Source organism: Microbacterium sp. NPDC003461, assembly GCF_053588335.1.
Genome location: NZ_JBSFPT010000030.1, coordinates 1 through 18,805, shown reverse-complemented (window position 1 = coordinate 18,805; position 18,805 = coordinate 1). Strand labels below are relative to the sequence as shown.

Sequence of the window (18,805 nt, the reverse complement as noted above, 5' to 3'; positions counted from 1 at the left end):
TAGTCGAGGGCGGGGGCCGACTCCGCGAAGGGCCGCGCCACCCGATCCGGCTCCTTGACCTCGCCGTACGCACCGGCCCCGGTGTTGTTGAATCCGATGTAACGCGCCCACTCGATCTGCTGATCGAGGTCTCCGGCCCACTCCAGGATCTCACTGCCGTCGGAGATCCACAGCATGATCGAACAGGAGTTCGCGGCGCGCAGCAGCGGCATCCACTGGCGGAAGGCCTCCGAGACCGTCTGCGACAGCCCCGCGTCATCGAAAGCGGGGAACGGCTTGAGGGAGAGCTCGAGCGTGACGCAGCCGAGCGACGATCCACGCCCCAACATCAGCGCAGCTCCGTCTCATCGCCGAGTCTCGCGCTCAGAGCATCCGCCCCGATGCGGAGCGCCTCCAGACAGGAGGCGATGTGCTCGTCGTCGAACCGGGCTGTGGGTCCGCTCACGGAGAGCGCCGCGATCGTGCGCCCGTCCCGCGAACGCACCGGCACGGCGACGCACCGGATGCCGAGGATGTACTCGCCGTGATCCTCGGCGAAGCCCGCCTCGCGGGCTTCGGCCAGGTTCTCGTTCAGTTCATCGACGTCGATGATGGTGGTTTCGGTGAACTGCTCGAGCCCTCCGGCGTACATCTGCTTCACCTCGTCCGGCTCGAGTCCGCTCAGCAGCGCCTTGCCCAGGCCCGTGGCATGGCAGGGCAGTCGAGCGCCGATGCGCTGGTCGAACACGAGCTTCTGCTGGCCGGCGCTCTTGGCGATGCAGACCTGATCGCTGCCGGAGCGCACGGCAAGGCGCACCGTCTCGCCGAGCTCATCGCGGATCTCGTCCATGAACGTGCGGGCGCGCTGGCTCAGCGTCTGCGCCACGTCGTATCCCTGTCCGACCTCCCACGCACGCAGTCCCAGCGAGACCTCCCTCGACGCGGGATCGCGTTCGACCCAACCGCGCTCGATGAGGGCGGAGAGCACGTGATGGGCTGAGGACTTCGCCAGTCCCAGTTCCTCCGCGATGCGGGTCAGGCTCATCCGGTCATCCGCTTCGGCGAGCAGCTCCAGGATTCTCAGAGCGCGGACGACGGCGGGAGCGGATGATCGAGCGGAGATGTCGGAAGCCATGAAGTTCCTCATTTAGAACGTGAGTTTCAGATAACGAACGGTTTCACGCTATCCAGCCCGAGGGTGTGAGTCAATCACGCGTCGGCTTGCGCTTGAACGTGCCGAGCACCTGGGTTAGAGTCGGCACGTTCCAGTCTCGAAAGCACTGTTGCACATATGGAACAGAAACCTTCTTGACACCCGCTGGACGGGCATGTCATCGTCTAGAGCGACAATCACGAACCGCGTTCTATATTGTCGAACTACCCGCAGCACCTCATCCGCTCCCACGATTGCTGGGCGCACACACAGATCCAATGGAGGACACAATGCGTTTGAGGACCAGACGCAGGGCGACCGCAGCCCTGACCGTTGCCATCACCGCGCTCGGTCTCGCCGCCTGCTCGAACCCGGGCGCAGGCGACGCCGATGCGACCGAGGGTGAGGTCGGTGGCACGATGAACCTCGCCACGACGAGCGACCGCGGACTCGCACCGCTCATCGAGTCGTTCGAGGCGGACACCGGGGCGAACATCGAGGGCACCTTCGCCGAGGCCGGCGCCCTGAACGAGCAGCTGCGTATCCAGATCACCTCGGGGACCGCGCCCGACCTGTTCCGCTCCTCGCCCGGATACTCATCCCCCTCCTCGGTGCTCAACCTGCAGGCCGAGGGCAACCTCATGGACCTGTCTGACCAGCCGTGGGCGGAGTTCGTGCCCGAGTCGTTCAACTCCCTGCAGCAGGCCGACGGCGGAACCTACGCGTTCCCCACCTACGGGCAGGCGATGCTCGCCTTCTACAACACGACCCTGTTCGCCGACCTCGGCATCGAGGTTCCCACCACCTGGTCCGAGTTCATCGAGGTCTGCGAGACGCTCAAGGATGCCGGCAAGGTCCCGATCTCGCTGGGGCTCGCCGACAGCTACATCGCCCAGTTCACGCCCCTGGCGCTTGCCGCCACCCTCGTCGACGGACTTGAGCCGGACTTCTACGACCGCCTCGAAGCGGGCGAGACCTCGTTCGTCGAATCCGAGGGCTGGCGCGAAGTGCTGGAGAAGACCTTCGGGCTGATCGAGGACGGCTACACCACCCCGTCGCCGCTCGGCATGCCGGGAGACCCCGCGATGCAGCAGGTCGGCAACGGTGAAGCCGGCATGGTGATCATGCCGTCCGCTGCGTCTCCGGTCCTGGCCGGCATGATGGCCGGCGGCGAGGACGAGATGGGCAACTTCGCCGTTCCTGCCACCGACGATGCGTCGGAGACGTTTGTCGCCTTCTCGCCGGACTACCTCGTCGTCAACGCCAAGGCGAAGAACCCGGCCACCGCGCTCGCGTTCCTCGAGTACATCGCGGAGCCGGAGAACATCTCATCGATCGCCGCCGCGACGGGATCCATCCCTGCGCTCAGCAACGCGGAGCCGATCGACAACGCGCTCAACAACACCGTGCAGCCCTTCCTCGACGAGGGAAGGACCGCGCCGTTCGCCAACCACGCGTGGCCGGGCGGCAAGGTGGCAGAGGCGCTGATCACGACCAGCCAGCAGGTGGTGGAGGGGTCGAAGACCATCGACGACGTCCTCGCAGCGCTCGACGCGGCATATCAGGAGAGCCTCTCGTGAGTGCCGGCCTCGCAGTGAGGGGGGACGCCTCCGCGCGGCCCTCCTCACTGGGAGGTGCCCCTTCCACCAGGTCACGACGCAGCAGCGTCGGCCGGGTGCCGAGCTGGTTCCTCATCCCAGCCCTCCTGTTCTACGCCGTCGTGGTGCTCTACCCCAGCATCGCCGGCGCCTACTACGCGTTCACTGATTGGCGAGGAGGCACCGAGGCGAACTGGACGGGCCTGGAGAACTTCATCGCGCTCGCCGGCGACTCCGCCGCGGTCGCGTCGCTGGTCAACACGCTGACGATCGCCGTCACCCTCACTCTCGTGCAGACCGGTCTCGGGCTGCTTCTCGCGCTGGCGCTGAACTGCGCGATCCGCGGACGCAACCTCATGCGCACCCTGTTCTTCGCGCCGATGATGGTCCCGCCCGTCATCATCGGTCTGCTCTGGCAGTACGTGTACACCCCCAACGGTCCGCTCGACTCCCTTCTGGAGAGCGTCGGTCTCGGAGCCCTCTCCCAGAGCTGGCTGGGCAACTCGCAGATCGCCCTGTGGTCGATCATCGCGAGCGTGATCTGGCACCACGTCGGCATGTCCATGGTCATCTACCTGGCCGGCCTTCAGTCGATCCCCCAGGAGCTGTACGAAGCGGCGGCGATCGATCGCGCCGGCCCGCTGCGGCGGTTCTGGAGCGTCACGCGTCCGCTCCTCGGTCAGTCCACGACGATCGCCATGGCGTTGACCATGACCTCATCGCTCAAGCTCTTCGACCAGGTGTTCGTCATGACCGGCGGCGGCCCCGGTGTGGCCACCGAGACCCTGTCGCTGATCATGTACAAAGAGGCCTTCGTCTACGGCGAGTACGGCTACGGGTCCGCCATCGCCCTCGTCCTCACCATGATCGTGGCCGCGATCGTCTTCCTTCAGATGTCGATCACCCGCCGAGGAGAGGTCGAAGCATGAGTCTGTCCATCAGCAACGTGGTGCCCGCAGAGTCGCCTGCTCGCCGCACGCCCCGGCGCCGGCGCAGAATCGGCGGCTACGGCAAGCCGGTGCTCGAGATCGTGATGGTCCTCGCGACGGTGGCGTACATGTTCCCGCTGTACATCATGATCTCCATGTCTTTCAAGACAGCGGCCGAGGCGGCGGGCTCGCCCATCGCTCCTCCGCAGAGCGCCTACTTCGACAATTATGCGACGGCATGGTCGGAGGCGGACCTCGGCCGGGCGCTGATCAACAGCCTCATCGTGACCGTGATCAGCATCACCGTCGCCGTCCTCATCGGAGCGATGGCCGGCTACGCCATCGTCCGCGGTACCCGCCGGTGGAGCACCCCGAAGCTCGTGCTGTTCCTGCTCGGCCTGATGATCCCTGGACAGCTGGGCATGGTGCCGCTCTACACTCTGATGCGGGATCTGGGTCTTCTGCAGTCGCACCTGTCACTGATCATCTACTACGCGGGCTCGCTGATGCCGATGACGGTCTTCCTGTACGCCGGCTTCCTCAAGACAGTGTCGCCCACCTTCGAGGAGGCGGCGAAGATCGATGGCGCCGGGTGGTGGCAGACCTTCTCGAGAGTGGTCTTCCCGCTTCTGCGACCGGTGACCGGAACCGTCATCATCATCAACACCATCAACATCTGGAACGACTTCCTGACTCCCATGCTCTATCTCGCCGGCACGCCGAACCGGACCCTTCCGGTCGCCGTCTTCTCGTTCCAGGGCGAGTTCGCGAGTGAGTGGGGGCTCATCTTCGCCGGCATGGTGATCGCGGCGCTCCCGGTGCTCGTCGTCTATTTCTTCCTTCAGCGGCACATCATCCAGGGCTTCGCCGGGGGGCTGAAGGGATGATCGCGCCAACGGTGCCGACCGGGACGCTCACTCTGCGCCCGGTCGGCACCGACCTTCACCTGCCCGTCCGTGTCGCGCACAACGCCACGGACGGCAGCGTTCTCTCGCTGCGCACCCGCATGTCACACACGATGCAGCGCGCGACCGACAGCATCCGCCTCGTCTACGCCAACTGGATCAACGACGGCGGGCGAGAGGCGCCAGGAACGAACCCGATAACCGTCTCCACCGCAGTCCGCACCGCCGGTGGCCACGCCCGCGAGGCGACGTTCGGCGGCGCCGCCCGCGTGCTCCTGGAACCGGGCGGCCAGGTCCTCTCCGACCCCCTTCCCGTCCATGTCGGGGAGGGCGAAGTACTCATCAGCAGCACCCTCGTCGAGGTCGGTCACGCGGGCGAGAGGATCCCACTGGGCTCCCAGGTCCCCGGCGACCACGAGACCTACGGCTTCGGCCCCCGCCTCATCCTCACCGAATCGAGCATCGACGACGACCGGCTCCTCGTCGCGGTGATCGGAGACTCCAACGCCGTCGGCTTCGGCGACCACGGCGCCGGCACACTGCACCACGGCTGGCTGCGGCGCGCCTGCGAGCCGGACATCGCCCACATCAACCTGGGCATCAGCGGAGCGACGGCGCGCGGATCGCGGAGCGCCACGGATCTACGACACCGGTTCGCGCTGCTGCGCGACGTGCGGCCGGACGTCATGATCTCGGCGCTCGGTACCAATGATCTCGCCGATGCGAAGACCGATGTCGACGCGGTGGGCGGCGACCTCCTCGCGCACTGGTCCGCCCTGCAGGCTCTCGGCGTGCCGGTGGTCGGTTGCACCGTGCCGCCCGTGACCGCGCCGCCGCACGCTTCAGGTGGCGCTCCGCGCGGCGCCGAGGCGACGCGCGTCGCCATCAACCGGTGGATCCGCACGAAACCGGATCCCCTCTCCGGCGTGATCGATCTCGCCGCTGCCGTGGAGGACCCGGATCGACCAGGACGCTGGCGTCCTGGCGCCTCCGACGACGGCATCCACCTCAGCACGCACGGCCACATCGCGGTGGCCGGCGTCGCCCGCTTGTTCCTCGAGCGGACCCGAAGCTCACATCCCCATCAGTACGACGACAGAAGGCAGGACGCATGACGACGACAGACAACGAGACACCGGATTCGTCGAAGTCCGAGCCGTCCTCCCGCCCGACGCTCGGTCAGCGCAGTCCGATCCAGACCATCGACCGCACCGTGGACCTGATCACCGCGATCGCGGCGGCGGGCCCCGCCGGGGTCTCGCTGAAGGAGCTCGTCGAGCAGGCGGGCCTGCACGCGTCGACCGGGCGCACGCTGCTGAGCGCGCTCGCCATCCACGGACTCGTCGGCCAGATCGACTCCAACCGCCGCTACGTGCTCGGACCGCGGTTCTTCGAGCTGAATCGGACATATCAGCTGCAGAACGACCTGAGCGCGGTCGCCGCCCCTGTACTGCGCAGGCTCTGGGAGCGGACGGACGAGACGGTGCATCTCTCGACGCTGCAGCACGGCCGCCGCGTCGACATCTCGGTGCTGGTGAGCCGGCAGCTGCTCAACATCAACCCGAGCAACATGCGTGCGATCGCGGATCAGCCCGATCCCCTCGCACACACGGCAGCCGGCAAGGTCCTGCTCGCCGGCGCCTCTCCGGCGGAGCTGGTGAACCTCACCGCCCACACCGCGAACCGGGCGCAACTCGATGCCGAACTCGCCGCGGTGCGGTCGGCCGGCTACGCCACGAACTTCGAGGAGGAGACGCCCGGAGTCTGCGGCATCGCCGCCCCGGTGCGCGACCACACCGGACGGGTGACCGCCGCGATCTGCGTGGGTTATCCGGCGGCCCGGAGGAGCGACGTGCACGACCGGGCGCTCCTCGACGCTGTGGTCGAGTCCGCGGCCGAGCTCTCCGCAGTGCTCGGGTACTCCGGCGACATCGCCGAGGAGCGAGCCTGATGCTCGGGAAGCGCGAAGGTGCCGAGATCGACGTCCTCGTCGTCGGCGGAGGAGCCGCCGGAGTCCCCGCGGCGATCCAGGCCGCGTCTATGGGTGCCCGCACGATGCTCGTCGAGAAGAACGGCGCTCTGGGCGGTACGACGACGGTCGCCGGCGTGGCCCTGCCGGGCCTCTTCCATGCCTGGGGGCACCAGGTGATCGCCGGCATCGGCTGGCGGTTGGTGACCACGGCCGTGCGGGTCGCCGGCGACTCCCTCCCGGACTTCAGCGACTGGCGCCTGCCGCACTACAAGCTGCAGGTGCCGGTGACCGCCGCGCTCTACGCGGGCGTCCTCGACGCCGAGGTGCTCCAGGCGGGAGTCGACCTGCGGCTGCACACGATGCTTGGCGCGGTGGAACCGGCGGACGACGGGTGGACGGTCACGCTCTGCGACAAGGAGGGTCTGTACACCGTGCGTGCGCGGCGCATCGTGGACTGCTCCGGCGATGCCGACGCGGTGGCCCTCGCCGGCCTCGACCGCCTCCGGAACGAGCGGCGTCAGCCCGGGACGATCATGGTCCGCTTCGGCGGCTACGACCTCGATCGACTCGACATCGACGCCCTCGACGCCGCACACGAGCGGGCTGTCGCGTCCGGCGAGCTGCGCGCGGAGGACCTCTCGATGACCGAGCGTCCCATGGCGCGCTTCCTGCGCGGGCGCGGAGAGAACGCCATCCATGTCACCGGGATCGAGGGGGGCACCAGCCTCACGCGCACGGCCGCCGAGGTCGAGGGACGACGGACGCTCACCCGGATCTACGGGTTCCTTCGCCGCCAGCCCGGGCTCGAGCACGTGCGCATCGAGTCGTGGGCTGTGGAATGCGGGATCCGCGAGACCTTCACGATCGACGGGCACGAGCGCATCACCGTGCAGGATTACGTGAGCGGAAGACGGTGGGAGGATGCCGTCTCCCACAGCTTCTACCCGATCGACGTGCACCAGCCGGACGGGGACGGGATCGATATCCGGCCGCTGGAGTACGGCACGGTCCCGTCCATCCCGCGCGGGGCGATGATCCCCCGGGGCAGCGCGCATCTGATCGTCGCGGGGCGCGCGGTCGCCGGCGATCAGGAGGCGAACTCGGCGTACCGGGTCCAGGCGTCCTGCATGGCGATGGGGCAGGCGGCCGGCGCGAACGCGGCGCTCTCGGCGAGCGCCGGGGTTCCGATGAGCGGCGTCCCGCTCGCATCGCTGCGCGAGCAGCTGCGGGCTGGCGGGGCGATCGTGCCGGGCGACGTCGCGATCGCTCCGCTCGCCTCGGAGCAGAGCCGCTCCTGAGTACACTGAGCGCAACCGTTCATTCAATCGAAGCAAGCAAGAACGACGTGGTCAGAGACACAGGTGCGGTGCGCGCTCCGCGGAAGAACACCCGGGGCATCGTCCTCGACGTGATCCGCACGCGAGGCCCCATCAGTCGCATCGAGCTCGCGGAGGCGACTGGCCTCACCGCCGCGACGATGACGCGCGTGGTGCGCGATCTTCTCGCCGATGGCCTCGTCGTCGAATCCGGGCACGGCGCCTCCACCGGCGGCAAGCGCCCGATCCTCGTCGAGATCGACCCGACCGCGCGGTTCGCCGTCGGGATCCACATCGCCGCGGAGTCCACGGTCCTCATCGTCGCGAACCTGTGGGGCGCGATCGTCGGGCGCTCACGTGCCGCCGCGCCCGCCGAGACTCCTCCCGACGAGTTCCTCGACGGGCTCGTGGCGAGCCTGCGCGACCTCCTCGATTCGCTCGGCATCGACCCGACCCTCGTCGCCGGGGTCGGGGTGGCCGCCGCGGGAACCCCCGACCGCGATCTCGGCAGATCCTCTTCGGCCTCCGCGGACCCGCGATGGGAGGGCTATCCGTTGCGGGAGGGACTCGCGCAGCGGCTGGGGCTGCGCATCGTGCTGGAGAACGAGGCCATCGCGGCCGCCGTCGGAGAGTACTGGAGCGGCGCCGCGGGAGAGATCGGCGAGGTGGCCGTGATCCACATGGAGACGGACATCGGCGTCGGCGTCGTCTCCCGAGGACGCCCGCTCCGCGGGGCGCACGGCGGCGCCGGCGACCTCGGACACCTCTCCCTCGACGTGAACGGAGCGCCGTGTCCCTGCGGAGGCCGCGGGTGCCTGCATCTCATCGCCTCCCCCGCCGCCGCTCGAGAGCGCTACCGCTGCAGCACGGGCGAGGTCGTCAGCATGTCGCGGCTCGGGGCCGCCGCGGTGGCCGGTGAACGCGACGCGTTGGAGGCTCTGACCCCCTCGTTCACGGCGCTCGCTCAGGCCGCGGGTGCTCTGGTCGCCCTCCTCGATGTCGAGCGCATCGTGCTCGCCGGGAGCGGCTTCGCGAGCGCCATCTCCTTCTACATCAGCGCCGTCCAGCAGGAGCTGGACCGTCGATCGAAAGCACGCGGAGGCACCGCCGTTGCCGTGCAGTCGTCGGTGAACGCCAGGGATGCCGCAGCCGTGGGCGCGGCGGCCGTCGTGCTCCACGCCGACGTGCTCGAACCCGCCTCCCGCTAGACGCGCGCGCCGCCTCACCCCTTGAGGCCACTCGCGAATCCTTTGATGACGTACTTCTGCAGGAGGAAGAACAGCGTCACGACCGGAATGATCGCGATGAGGATGCCGGCGAAGACGATGCCCCACTGCGTGGCGAACTCACCTCGGAACGAGAAGATGGCGACCGTCAGGGTGCGCGCGTCGCTGCCGCTCAGATACAGCAGAGGCGTGAGGAAGTCGTTCCAGACGTGAATCGACGACAGGATGATGACCGTGCCGGTGATCGGGCGCAGCAGCGGGAACACGATCCGCGAGAAGGTCTGGAACCCGTTCGCTCCGTCGACGCGCGCCGCCTCCTCGTACTCGCGCGACTGGACCGCGAGGAACCCGCTGTAGAGGAACACCGTGATCGGAAGCTGCGAGCCCACGCTGAAGATGATGACCGACCACGGGGTCTGGAGCAGATGCAGGTCGCGCATCAGCTGATAGAGCGGCACCATCCCGAGCTGGATCGGGACCGTGATCCCGAGCGTGATGAACAGCAGCAGCAGCCGGTGCATCCGCCCGGCCCCGCGCACCAGCCCGTAGGCGGCGGCCGAGCCGAGCGCCACGAGGCCGGCGACGCTCAGCGCCGTGATGAACGCCGTCTGCACCAGCGCGGCGAGCAGATCCGCCTCCGTCCACGCGGTGATGAAGTTCTCCAGGTAGAGCTCGGGCGGAGGAGCGAGCGTGGACTCGGCCACCGCCGGAGGCGACTTGAATGCGACCGTGACGAGGATGTAGATGGGGAACAGCGCCACCACACCCAGCACCACGAACGCGATCTCCAGCGCGAAGGTCCGCGGGCCATAGCGGTTCATCGGTCCACCTCCACCTTTCCGCGAAGCCAGAGCTGCACGAAGGCCGCTGCCGCGACGATCATCGCGAGCACCAGCGCGATCGCCGACCCGTAGCCCCAGTTGCCCAGCACGAACGACTGCCGGTAGGTGACCAGCGACAGCACGTCGGTCGCGTACCCCGGGCCGCCGTTGGTCATGACGAAGATCTGGTCGAAGATCTTCAGCGCCCCGACCATGGTCAGCGTCAGGTTGATGGTCGTGGCCGGGCCGAGCAGGGGCCGAGTGACGTTCCAGAAGGTCCGCCAGCCGCTTGCACCGTCGATCGCCGCGGCCTCGTAGAGCTCACCGGGGATCTGCTCGAGCCCCGCGAGATAGACGACCATCGAGAACCCGACGTTCTGCCAGATGAGTGCGACGATGACCGACCACAGCGCGATCGAGGAGTCCCCGAGCCACAGTGGTGCGAGGAAGCCCAGCCCGACGGAGTCGAGGACGCTGTTGATCGGGCCGTCCGGGCTGTAGAGGAACTGCCAGAGGACACCGACGATCAGCGACGGCAGGATGAAGGGCAGGAAGAACACGGTGCGCAGGATGCCGCGGGTGCGCAGCCGCTGGTGCAGGCCGAGGGCGAGCATCAGAGCGACGATCGTCTGCACCACCACGAGCGACACCGTGAGCACGACCGTGTTCACGATGGATGCCAGTGCCGCAGGGTCGTTCGCGAGACGGACGAAGTTCTGCAGTCCGATGAAGTCGGCGCTGCGACCGCCCTTCGAATCGGTGAACGCGAGCGCGGCGCCCGAGAGGGTCGGGTACACCACCACCAGCACGTAGAGCACGATGGCAGGCAGGGCGAACCACAGGAATCCCGTGCGGCGCCCTTTCCGTCGGCCCGTCGGCCCGCGGAAGGCAGGAGACTCCGCCCGCGGCTGTGGAGGGGCGGGCGCCACGCTCGTCGTCATCGTCGTTCCTCTCAGCCCAGTGCGTACGCGGCGTCCATTGCCGCCAGCACGTCCTGAATGCTCGCCCCGCCCGTGGCGAGCAGCGGACCGTTCTGCATCAGCGCGGCCTGCGTGTCGCCGTTGACCCAGCGGTGGTTGACGAACGGCACGAACTGCTGCGACGCCAGGAACGGCTGCAGCGCGTCGCCGACGGTCGACGGCAGGGCCTCGACGCCGGCGAGGATCGGCAGCGTCTTGGTCGCGTCGGCGTACTCGGCGGCGCGCTCGGGATCCGAGAGGTACTCCAGGAACGCCTTGGCACCCTCGGGGTTCTTCGCCGTCGCGCTGACCGCGAGCAGCTCGGGCGAGAGCGGCACGAAGGTCTCCTCCGGGTCGTCCGTGGCCGGCAGCGCGAACGCTCCGACACCGTCATCGCCGTCCTCGAAGTAGGAGAACAGCGCGGGCGAGTTCGACGAGACGAGCGGGATCATCGCGGCATCCCCCGCGGCGGTCTGCTGCATCGCCGCATCCAGGGTGGCTCCGATCGCGTCCTGCGTGATGTACTCCTCGTCGATGAGCTGGGTGTACTTGTCGAACACCTCGTTCCAGCCCTCGTCGTCCACGAAGCCTGCATCTGCGCGTCGATGTCGTCGTTCTCCGAGCTCACGAGCGTCGCTGCCAGCATGTAGGGGATGAACTGCACCATGGCCGGGGTGCCGAGTCCCTGCGCCACCGGGGTGACCCCGGCGTCCTTCAGGTCGGCGCAGACGTCCAGGAACTCGCTCCAGGTGGTGGGCGGTTCCACGCCCGCCTCCTCGAAGACGGCCCTGTTGTAGAACATGAGGATCGACTGGCCGGAGGTGGGGTAGGCCCAGGTCTGGTCGTCAGTCCTCAGCAGCCCGCTGAACGTCTCGGGCACGTCGGCAGCCCACGGCTCATCGCTGAGGTCGAGCAGCGCACCCTCCGCGGCGAGCGGCAGCACGCCCACGGTCAGACTGCCGAGCGAGACGCGGACGATGTCGGAGGCGGTGCCGGAGTTGATCTCGATGCGCAGCTGCTCGACCAGGGAGTTCACCTCGACCGTGGTGGGGTCGAACTCGAATCCGGTGTCCTCGGTGAACCCCGCGTAGTACGGCTCGAAGCCGGCATCCTGCTCGGGGGTGATCAGGGCCGTGACTTCGGTGGGTGCCTCTCCTTCGGCGGCGTCGCCGCCGCCGGAGCACGCTGTGAGTGCCAGGGCACCGATCGCGACACCGGCGATCCCGGTGGCGAGCCGGCGACGTTGCCGGGTGGATGCGAAGCGTATGTCTTACTCCTTCTTTTGAGGGGAAGGTCAGCTGTCGAAGCTGACCAGGATCTTGCTGGCCGTCTCGGGACTCGCGGCGAGTGCCGCGAAGGCGTCCGGGGCGTCGGCGAGGTCGACGACCCGCGAGATGAGAGGGTCCAGGTCGGCCGATGCCGCCCACAGCGCGGTCGCTCTGAACTCGTCGTCGGTGTAGCAGAACGCCCCCAGCACCGTGCGCTCCTGGGTCGAGACCTCGTAGGCGGGCAGGGACACCATGCGAGCGTTCATCCCGACGAGGACGACGGCCCCGCCCGGCGAGGTCGCGGTGAGGGCGGTCGCCAGCGTCGCGGACACACCGACGGCGTCGATCGTGATGTCGACGCCGCCGGGGGCGCGCTCCTTCATCCGGTCGGCGTCCGAGGCGTCGACGGGCTCGGCCCCGAGGGCACCGGCGAGCGCGTGCCGAGATGGGGACGGTTCGCTCACGAGGACTCGTCGTGCTCCGATGCGCCGGGCGGCGAGGATCGCCGCCTGCCCGATGGGGCCGGCCCCGATCACGAGCACGTCGTCACCGGCCTTCATCCCCCCGCGCACCGCGGCGTGGTAACCGACGGCAAGGGGTTCGATCAGCGCGCCGTGCTCGGCGGTCATCGACGGACTCAGGGGCACGATGTTGCCCACCGGCGCGGCCATGTACTCCGCGAACGCGCTGCTGACGCTGGGGTCGACGCCGATCACCCGGCGCGTGGTGCAGTTGTTGTCTCGCCCGGCTGCGCACGCGGCGCATTCGCCGCACGCCAGCGTCGGATTGATCGTCACGAGCTGGTCCACGCTCAGGGGCCCGACGTATCCGGGCGGCAGCTCGGCGATCCGCGCGACCGTCTCGTGTCCCATCACCTGGCCGGGTGAGCGACGACCGTTCTCTCCGGTGTAGCCGTGCAGGTCCGAGCCGCAGATGCCGGTGAAGAGGATGCGCAGCAGCGCGTCGCCAGGGCCGCGGGCCGGCACGGGTCGCGGCTCGACCGACATCCGTCCGTACTCCGCTAGCACCAGCGCCTGCATGGTGGCCGTCATAAGTTCCATATATCGAACACCTGATCCATTGGTTGAACAACTGCCTGAAAGCTACTACGGTGGCTGCACAATGTAAAGCAGGGCATTCCGGCCCCAGTTCAGCGAGGAATCAGATGCGGATCACCGATGTCGTCACGAAGGTGGCGCCGTTCTCCCGTGGCACCTGGCTGGACGAGACGCGCGTCTCGACGCCGATGAGCGTGTTCCCACGGCACGCCGAGAAGCGCTCGACGTGGCGGGGCCCCGGTGCCGACCTGGTGTGGGTGCTCGTGCGCACCGATGACCCTGACGTGTGGGGGGTGGGGCAGTCGCGCGGGGGCGTCGTCACGGAGGCCCTCATCACCGGTCACCTCGCCGATCTCCTGCAGGGGCAGGACCCGCTTGCGCGCTCCGAACGGGTGGAGGAGCTGCGACGGGCGACTCAGCCCTACGCCGAGGGCGGCATCGCCGCGATGGGCATCGGCGCCGTCGAACTCGCGCTCTGGGACCTCGCCGCCCGCGCGGCCGGGCTGCCTCTCGTCGGCATGCTCGGTGGTGCACAGGGCCCGGTCTCGCACTATCTGACGGTCCCGCATCCCGATCTTCTCGCCCGGCTCGACCCCGAGGCCGTGCGGCAGGCGCGTGCGATCAAGGTTCCCGCACGTCTCGGCCCCGCCGACGGCCCCGGCGCCGTGGCGGGGGTAATCGCCGACCTGGAGCGCGTGCGAGAGACCGTGCCCGAACCCATCCCCCTGGCGCTGGACTGCTTCATGTCGTGGGACGTCGGGTTCACCCGGCAGGTCGCGCGCGCAGCGGACGGGCTCGGACTGGACTGGATCGAGGAGCCGCTGCATCCGCTCGACCTCGACGGCCACCGCCTCCTGCGCGACACCGTGGCCCCGCGGATCGCCTCCGGGGAGCACATCTTCTCCCTGCGCGACGGGATCCGCCTCATCGAGGAGGGATGCGTGGACGTCGCGCAGTTCGACGTCACCTGGTGCGGAGGGCTGGAGGTGGCACGCACGCTCGGACGGCACGCGGTCGACGCGGGCCTGCTCTTCGCCCCGCACGCCGCGAGCCTGCAGCCCTGGGCGCTGCATCTGGTGAGCGCGTTCGGACCCGGCGTCTGGCTGGAGGTGCTCGTGGGCGTCGACGGCACCGCCAGCGTGCCCACCCTCGACGACCGGCCGGGCGTCGGACTCGAGCCTGCGGAGCTGGGGCTCGCATGATCATCGACGCGCATTGCCATGCGTGGCCGCGGTGGCCGTACCCCCGTACGGCCGACGCCGCCAAGATCGACACCGAGCGGTACGGCTCGATCGAGCGCCTGCGGGCCGCGATGACGGATGCCGGGGTCAGCCGCGCCCTGGTCGTGTCGGCGAACATCGGCGATCCTCCCATCGACGACGATTCCCACGTCGCCGCTGCCGCCCGTGAGGATCCGGAGACGCTGTCCTTCGTGGCGGACATGGACTCCCGGTGGAGTTCGACCTACCACGATGGTCGGATGACCGAGCGCGTGCTGGCACTGCCCGAGGAGGTGGCACGGATCGGAGTGGGCCACTATCTCGCTGACGGTGCGGACGGATGGTGGGACTCCCCCGATGCCGAGGGCCTCGGCATCGCGCTCGCAGAACGTGGGATGCTGCTGAGTCTGCATGCACCCCCGCCGTGGCATCCGGCAATCGGTGACTGGGCACGCCGCCACCAGGACGTGCCCGTCCTGCTGCACCACCTCGGTCTGGTCCGCGACGAGGACGAGCTGGCGGGACTGGTCTCCCTCGCCGACGCCCCCAGTGTCTTCGTCAAGGCGTCGGGCTTCGCCTATGTGGATCCCGAGGGCGCCGATGCTTCGTTCCCCACCGGCATCCGGGTGCTGCGAACGGTCCTCGAGACCTTTGGGCCTGATCGGGTCGTCTGGGGATCGGACTTTCCCGTGTCGCCCGAGTACGGGATCGACTACGGGCGGGCGCTCGAACTCGTGCGCGACGTCGCGATGGGTTTCGGCGCACAAGCCTGCGAGGCAGTGCTGGGCGGCACGATGGCCGCCCTCTGGAGGAGGAGTACCGCATGACGTACCGCATCGCGGTGGTGGGTGCCGGCGACTGGGCCCGCCGCCACCACCTGCCCGCACTCGCCGGAGATGCCCGCGCCGAGATCGCGGTGATCGTGGACGCCGACGCCGACCGGCGCGCACAGGCGGGCGCGCAGTTCGGCGCCCCCACGGCATCCTCCCTCGACGACGCGCTCACCGAAGCAGAGCTGGACGGAGTGGTCGTCGCCACCCCGCACTCGACCCACGCGCCCCTCGTGACGACCGCCATGGATGCCGGGCTCGCCGTCCTGGTGGAGAAGCCGCTCACCCTGACGTCTGCCGAAGCGATCGAGATCGTGCACCGGGTGCGCGAGACGGATGCCCTGCTCATGGTCGGGTACACCGCGCAGTACACGCAGGCGGCGAGCGCGGTGCGCGACTGGGTGACCGGGAGCATCGGCGAGCTGCGCCAGGTGATCGTCGAGTTGTCGTCGCGCGCCGGCGCCCTGTATGCGAGGACCGCGCCGGATGACGCGCGCAGCGCGTACTCCGCAGCATCCGGCGGTGGGCAGGCCACCACGCAGCTCACGCACGCGTTCGCGGCGATCTGCTACGCCACGGGGCGATCGTTCACCGACGTCTCGGCCTTCACCGCTGAGTGTGGTGGCCCCGTCGACGTCGATGACGTCGTCGCGTTCCGGCTGGAGGGAGGCGTGACCGGCGCCGCCGCTTCGACGGGGACCCTGCCGCCGGAGCTGCCAATGCGGCACGTCGTGCGCTACATCGGCAGTGACGGCATCGTCGAACACGATCTGCTGATGTCGACAGCCCGCCTGGACGAGGCCGGCGGCTCCTCGCGACAGGTGTCGCCACCGCACTCGGAGGCGCCGTATCCGGCGGGTGCGCCGGTGCGCGCCTTCCTCGGGATGCTCGACGCCGCAGCGGACGGTGACGCCCCCACCGACATGGTGAGTCGCAGCGCGCTCAACCCCGCTCCGGTCTGGCCGGCCGCCGCGGCAGTCGCCGGCATCGAGGCCGTGCTCCGCTCTGCCGACAGCGGCCGACGTGAACGCGCCGCCTCCGTCCCCCACTGACCGACCACCGATTCACGAAGAAGGACCATCCATGCAATTCCTCCGCCTCGGCCCCCTCGGCCAGGAGATTCCTGCCCTGCGCGACGACATCGGCGCGGTGCGCGACCTGCGCCCCCTCACCGCCGACATCGACGGGCCCTTCCTGCAGGCCGATGGCATCGAGCGAGCACGGTCTGCTGCTGCGGATCTGCCGGTGCTCGACGGGGCCGAGACGCTCCGGGTCGGGGCGCCGATCGCACGCCCCACGGCGGTGACCTGCGTCGGGCAGAACTACGCCGCGCACGCGGCGGAGTCCGGCGATGCCCCGCCCGAGGTGCCGATCATCTTCTTCAAGCATCCGAACACGGTCGTCGGGCCGAACGACGACCTGCCGTTCCCCGAGGGAGCGACGAAGCTGGACTGGGAGGTCGAGCTCGGCGTCGTGATCGCGCGGCGGACGCATCGGCTTCGCTCGCCGGAGGAGGCGGCGGACGCGATCGCGGGATTCGTCGTCAGCCACGATGTGAGCGAGCGTGCGTGGCAGATCGAGGAATCCGGCGGCCAGTGGTCGAAGGGCAAGAGCGGCCCGTCATTCAATCCGCTCGGCCCGGCGCTCGTCCCGCTGTCCGAGATCCCGACCCCGCACGCACTGCGGCTCTGGTCGACGGTCAACGGCGAGACCCGGCAGGATTCCAGCACCGCGGATCTCATCTTCGACGTGCCCACCCTGGTGTGGCACCTGTCGCAGTACATGGCGCTGGAGCCCGGTGACCTCATCAACACCGGCACGCCGGAGGGCGTCGCGCTCTCCGGCCGGTTCCCCTACCTCCAGCCGGGCGATGTGGTGGAGCTCGGTATCGAGGGCCTCGGGGTGCAGCGCCAGCGGGTGGTCTGAGCGGGTCTTCCGGTGCTGCAGGTTCGGGCCTCCTAGACGCGCTGGGCACCGTTGGCATGGTTCAACGGCTGAATGAGTAGCATCCGTGGTTAGAGCGCCAAGAACGGGCCCTCGCACCAAAGACGAGCATACGGGCTCCCATCTAGTTTCTGGGCCCGGTCGTCGGTGACGCGCACAGCAGGACCACTTGAATACTCACCAGGCCGATCAAGGTTCCACACGGGCGCTCTCGTCGCTGAAAACGCGATCCCCGAACCTGGCGTTACACACGTCGGCTACGTCCGTTACAACCGCAAGACCCAGATTCCTGACCAGACACCCGAAGACTCGACCTGTCACCCCTGTCTTGAGACATGAAGTGTCACCGCTGTCCTGATGAAGAACTGTCACCAATATCTTGAGACATCACACTATTCTTCTGAATGAACCTATGCTACCGTGGTAGCCATATCAGTTGCCATATAAGAAACATTCGGTGATCCTCATGCATGGCGGTGTGATTCTGTTCCGGGGAACCGGGGCCGATGCGCGCCGCTATGTCGAGGCCGACCGCTCTCGCGCCGATGACTACTACCTCGGCGCTGACACGTCCGTGGCGGATTTCACCGCCCTCGACGGTGATGGGAACGTGACCGCCGCGCTGGGGCTCGCCCCGGAGGCGTACGCGGGCTGGGTGGACTGGCTCAATCCGCTCACGGGTGACTCGATGGGGAGGCCGCGTCTGCCGGGGGAAGGGCGGCAGGGGTCGCCCCGATTCGCAGAGATGGTGGTGAACGCTCCGAAGTCGCTGTCGATCGCCGCCGCGCTCCACCCGAAAGTCTCCGACGCTTTCGACCGGGCGCAGCAGGACGCCGTGGGCGAGATTCAGCGGTGGCTCGCCCAGCACTCCGTGACCCGCGTGGGACCGCGCGGGAAACAGGAAGTTGTGCCCGTCTCGCAGTTGCAGACGGTGGCGGTGTCGCACCGCACCAGCCGGGCGGGTGATCCGCATCGGCATATCCACTTCCAGATCGGCACACGCGTATGGGCGGCGGGGAAGTGGCGGGCGCTGGACACCGCGGCGCTGTTCCGGCAGCAGGGTGCGATCCGTGCCCTCGGCACGGCGGTCATCGCCGCGAACCCTGAGCTTGCGGAGGTGCTGGATCGGCACGGCCTGACGCTCGATTCGGTGTCGAGTGAGGTGGTCGAGCTCGAGCGTTTCAACAGTGTGATGAGCAAGCGCGGCGAACAGGTACGCCGCCACCTGGAACGGCTCGAAGCGGAGTGGGAGGCGGCGCATCCGGGCGAGACCGTGGGCCCGGTGGTCTCCACGCGTCTCGCGGCGAGAGCGTGGGCGTACGAGCGGCCCGCGAAGAAGCCCACGACCCTCCGCGAAGAACGGGCCTGGGTGACCGAGTTGCGGGAAGCCGGCTACGACCCGAACACGTTGCGCCGGCCTGCGCGTCGTGCGCCGGCGGCGCTGGATGACCTCTCCGTGCAGACCGTCGCAAGCCGGGCGCTGGATTGTTGCGCGGCAGGTAGTTCGGCCTGGACGAGGCATACGGTGCAGGAGTGGCGTCCCGCATAGTGGTGTAACTGCTCGGTGGTCGGCCTCGTCGTGAACGTGGGCGCGGTCACCGTGTGATCCTTCGAGGAATCTCCTACA

17 protein-coding genes and 1 pseudogene are annotated in these 18,805 nt (G+C 68.7%); 12 read left to right on the top strand and 6 right to left on the bottom strand.

The features are described from left to right. Window positions 1-328 precede the first annotated feature (328 nt). Window positions 329-1,114 (bottom strand): IclR family transcriptional regulator, encoded by a 786-nt coding sequence (locus tag ACWDR7_RS11050; RefSeq protein ID WP_449854945.1) that lies wholly within the window; start codon window positions 1,112-1,114, stop codon window positions 329-331. Window positions 1,115-1,422: 308 nt separating this feature from the next. On the opposite strand from ACWDR7_RS11050, the gene ACWDR7_RS11045 reads away from it, so the two are divergent. From ACWDR7_RS11045 to ACWDR7_RS11015, 7 genes are all read left to right on the top strand, one after another. After that, window positions 1,423-2,712 (top strand): ABC transporter substrate-binding protein, encoded by a 1,290-nt coding sequence (locus ACWDR7_RS11045; protein ID WP_449854944.1) that lies wholly within the window; start codon window positions 1,423-1,425, stop codon window positions 2,710-2,712. A 95-nt stretch (window positions 2,713-2,807) separates the two neighbouring features. Beyond that, complete coding sequence (locus ACWDR7_RS11040) at window positions 2,808-3,659, top strand: carbohydrate ABC transporter permease (RefSeq protein ID WP_449854943.1); 852 nt, start codon at window positions 2,808-2,810, stop codon at window positions 3,657-3,659. Next, window positions 3,656-4,546, top strand: a complete 891-nt coding sequence (locus ACWDR7_RS11035) for a carbohydrate ABC transporter permease (protein ID WP_449854942.1) — start codon at window positions 3,656-3,658, stop codon at window positions 4,544-4,546. The genes ACWDR7_RS11040 and ACWDR7_RS11035 overlap by 4 nt, the downstream gene beginning before the upstream one ends. A 131-nt stretch (window positions 4,547-4,677) precedes the next feature. Then, on the top strand, window positions 4,678-5,679 hold the full coding sequence (locus ACWDR7_RS11030; protein ID WP_449854941.1) for a GDSL-type esterase/lipase family protein: 1,002 nt from the start codon (window positions 4,678-4,680) through the stop codon (window positions 5,677-5,679). After that, window positions 5,676-6,515: an IclR family transcriptional regulator gene (locus ACWDR7_RS11025; protein WP_449854940.1), complete on the top strand. Its 840-nt coding sequence runs from the start codon at window positions 5,676-5,678 to the stop codon at window positions 6,513-6,515. The genes ACWDR7_RS11030 and ACWDR7_RS11025 overlap by 4 nt, the downstream gene beginning before the upstream one ends. Further along, window positions 6,515-7,834, top strand: a complete 1,320-nt coding sequence (locus ACWDR7_RS11020) for an FAD-dependent oxidoreductase (protein ID WP_449854939.1) — start codon at window positions 6,515-6,517, stop codon at window positions 7,832-7,834. The genes ACWDR7_RS11025 and ACWDR7_RS11020 overlap by 1 nt, the downstream gene beginning before the upstream one ends. A gap of 110 nt (window positions 7,835-7,944) precedes the next feature. After that, window positions 7,945-9,060 (top strand): ROK family transcriptional regulator, encoded by a 1,116-nt coding sequence (locus tag ACWDR7_RS11015; RefSeq protein WP_449854938.1) that lies wholly within the window; start codon window positions 7,945-7,947, stop codon window positions 9,058-9,060. A gap of 14 nt (window positions 9,061-9,074) precedes the next feature. On the opposite strand, the gene ACWDR7_RS11010 is transcribed toward ACWDR7_RS11015, so the two are convergent. The 5 genes and pseudogenes from ACWDR7_RS11010 to ACWDR7_RS10990 form a co-directional block, all read right to left on the bottom strand. Then, window positions 9,075-9,899, bottom strand: a complete 825-nt coding sequence (locus tag ACWDR7_RS11010; protein WP_062765953.1) for a carbohydrate ABC transporter permease — start codon at window positions 9,897-9,899, stop codon at window positions 9,075-9,077. Continuing rightward, on the bottom strand, window positions 9,896-10,840 hold the full coding sequence (locus ACWDR7_RS11005) for a carbohydrate ABC transporter permease (RefSeq protein ID WP_449854937.1): 945 nt from the start codon (window positions 10,838-10,840) through the stop codon (window positions 9,896-9,898). The genes ACWDR7_RS11010 and ACWDR7_RS11005 overlap by 4 nt, the downstream gene beginning before the upstream one ends. An 11-nt stretch (window positions 10,841-10,851) precedes the next feature. Then, on the bottom strand, window positions 10,852-11,442 hold the full coding sequence (locus ACWDR7_RS11000) for an extracellular solute-binding protein (protein WP_449854936.1): 591 nt from the start codon (window positions 11,440-11,442) through the stop codon (window positions 10,852-10,854). A gap of 50 nt (window positions 11,443-11,492) precedes the next feature. Next, a pseudogene (locus ACWDR7_RS10995) lies at window positions 11,493-11,984 on the bottom strand (ABC transporter substrate-binding protein); the annotation flags it as partial. A 168-nt stretch (window positions 11,985-12,152) separates the two neighbouring features. Next, complete coding sequence (locus ACWDR7_RS10990; RefSeq protein ID WP_449854935.1) at window positions 12,153-13,178, bottom strand: zinc-dependent alcohol dehydrogenase; 1,026 nt, start codon at window positions 13,176-13,178, stop codon at window positions 12,153-12,155. A 113-nt stretch (window positions 13,179-13,291) separates the two neighbouring features. Here ACWDR7_RS10990 and ACWDR7_RS10985 point away from each other — a divergent pair, with 113 nt between their 5' ends. From ACWDR7_RS10985 to mobF, 5 genes are all read left to right on the top strand, one after another. After that, window positions 13,292-14,386 carry a mandelate racemase/muconate lactonizing enzyme family protein gene (locus tag ACWDR7_RS10985; protein ID WP_449854934.1) on the top strand — a complete coding sequence of 365 codons (1,095 nt, stop codon included), beginning with the start codon at window positions 13,292-13,294 and terminating at the stop codon, window positions 14,384-14,386. After that, complete coding sequence (locus ACWDR7_RS10980) at window positions 14,383-15,231, top strand: amidohydrolase family protein (RefSeq protein WP_449854933.1); 849 nt, start codon at window positions 14,383-14,385, stop codon at window positions 15,229-15,231. The genes ACWDR7_RS10985 and ACWDR7_RS10980 overlap by 4 nt, the downstream gene beginning before the upstream one ends. Continuing rightward, a complete protein-coding gene (locus ACWDR7_RS10975) occupies window positions 15,228-16,286 on the top strand; it encodes a Gfo/Idh/MocA family protein (RefSeq protein ID WP_449854932.1) in 1,059 nt (352 codons plus the stop codon). Before ACWDR7_RS10980 ends, ACWDR7_RS10975 begins: the two co-directional genes overlap by 4 nt. Window positions 16,287-16,317: 31 nt before the next feature. Further along, the gene (locus tag ACWDR7_RS10970; protein WP_449854931.1) at window positions 16,318-17,160 is read left to right on the top strand and encodes a fumarylacetoacetate hydrolase family protein; all 843 of its coding nucleotides are present in this window, start codon (window positions 16,318-16,320) and stop codon (window positions 17,158-17,160) included. Between the two features lie 484 nt (window positions 17,161-17,644). Beyond that, entirely contained in the window at window positions 17,645-18,727 is a 1,083-nt protein-coding gene (gene mobF, locus ACWDR7_RS10965) for a MobF family relaxase (protein WP_449854950.1), read from the top strand. Window positions 18,728-18,805: the final 78 nt, after the last annotated feature.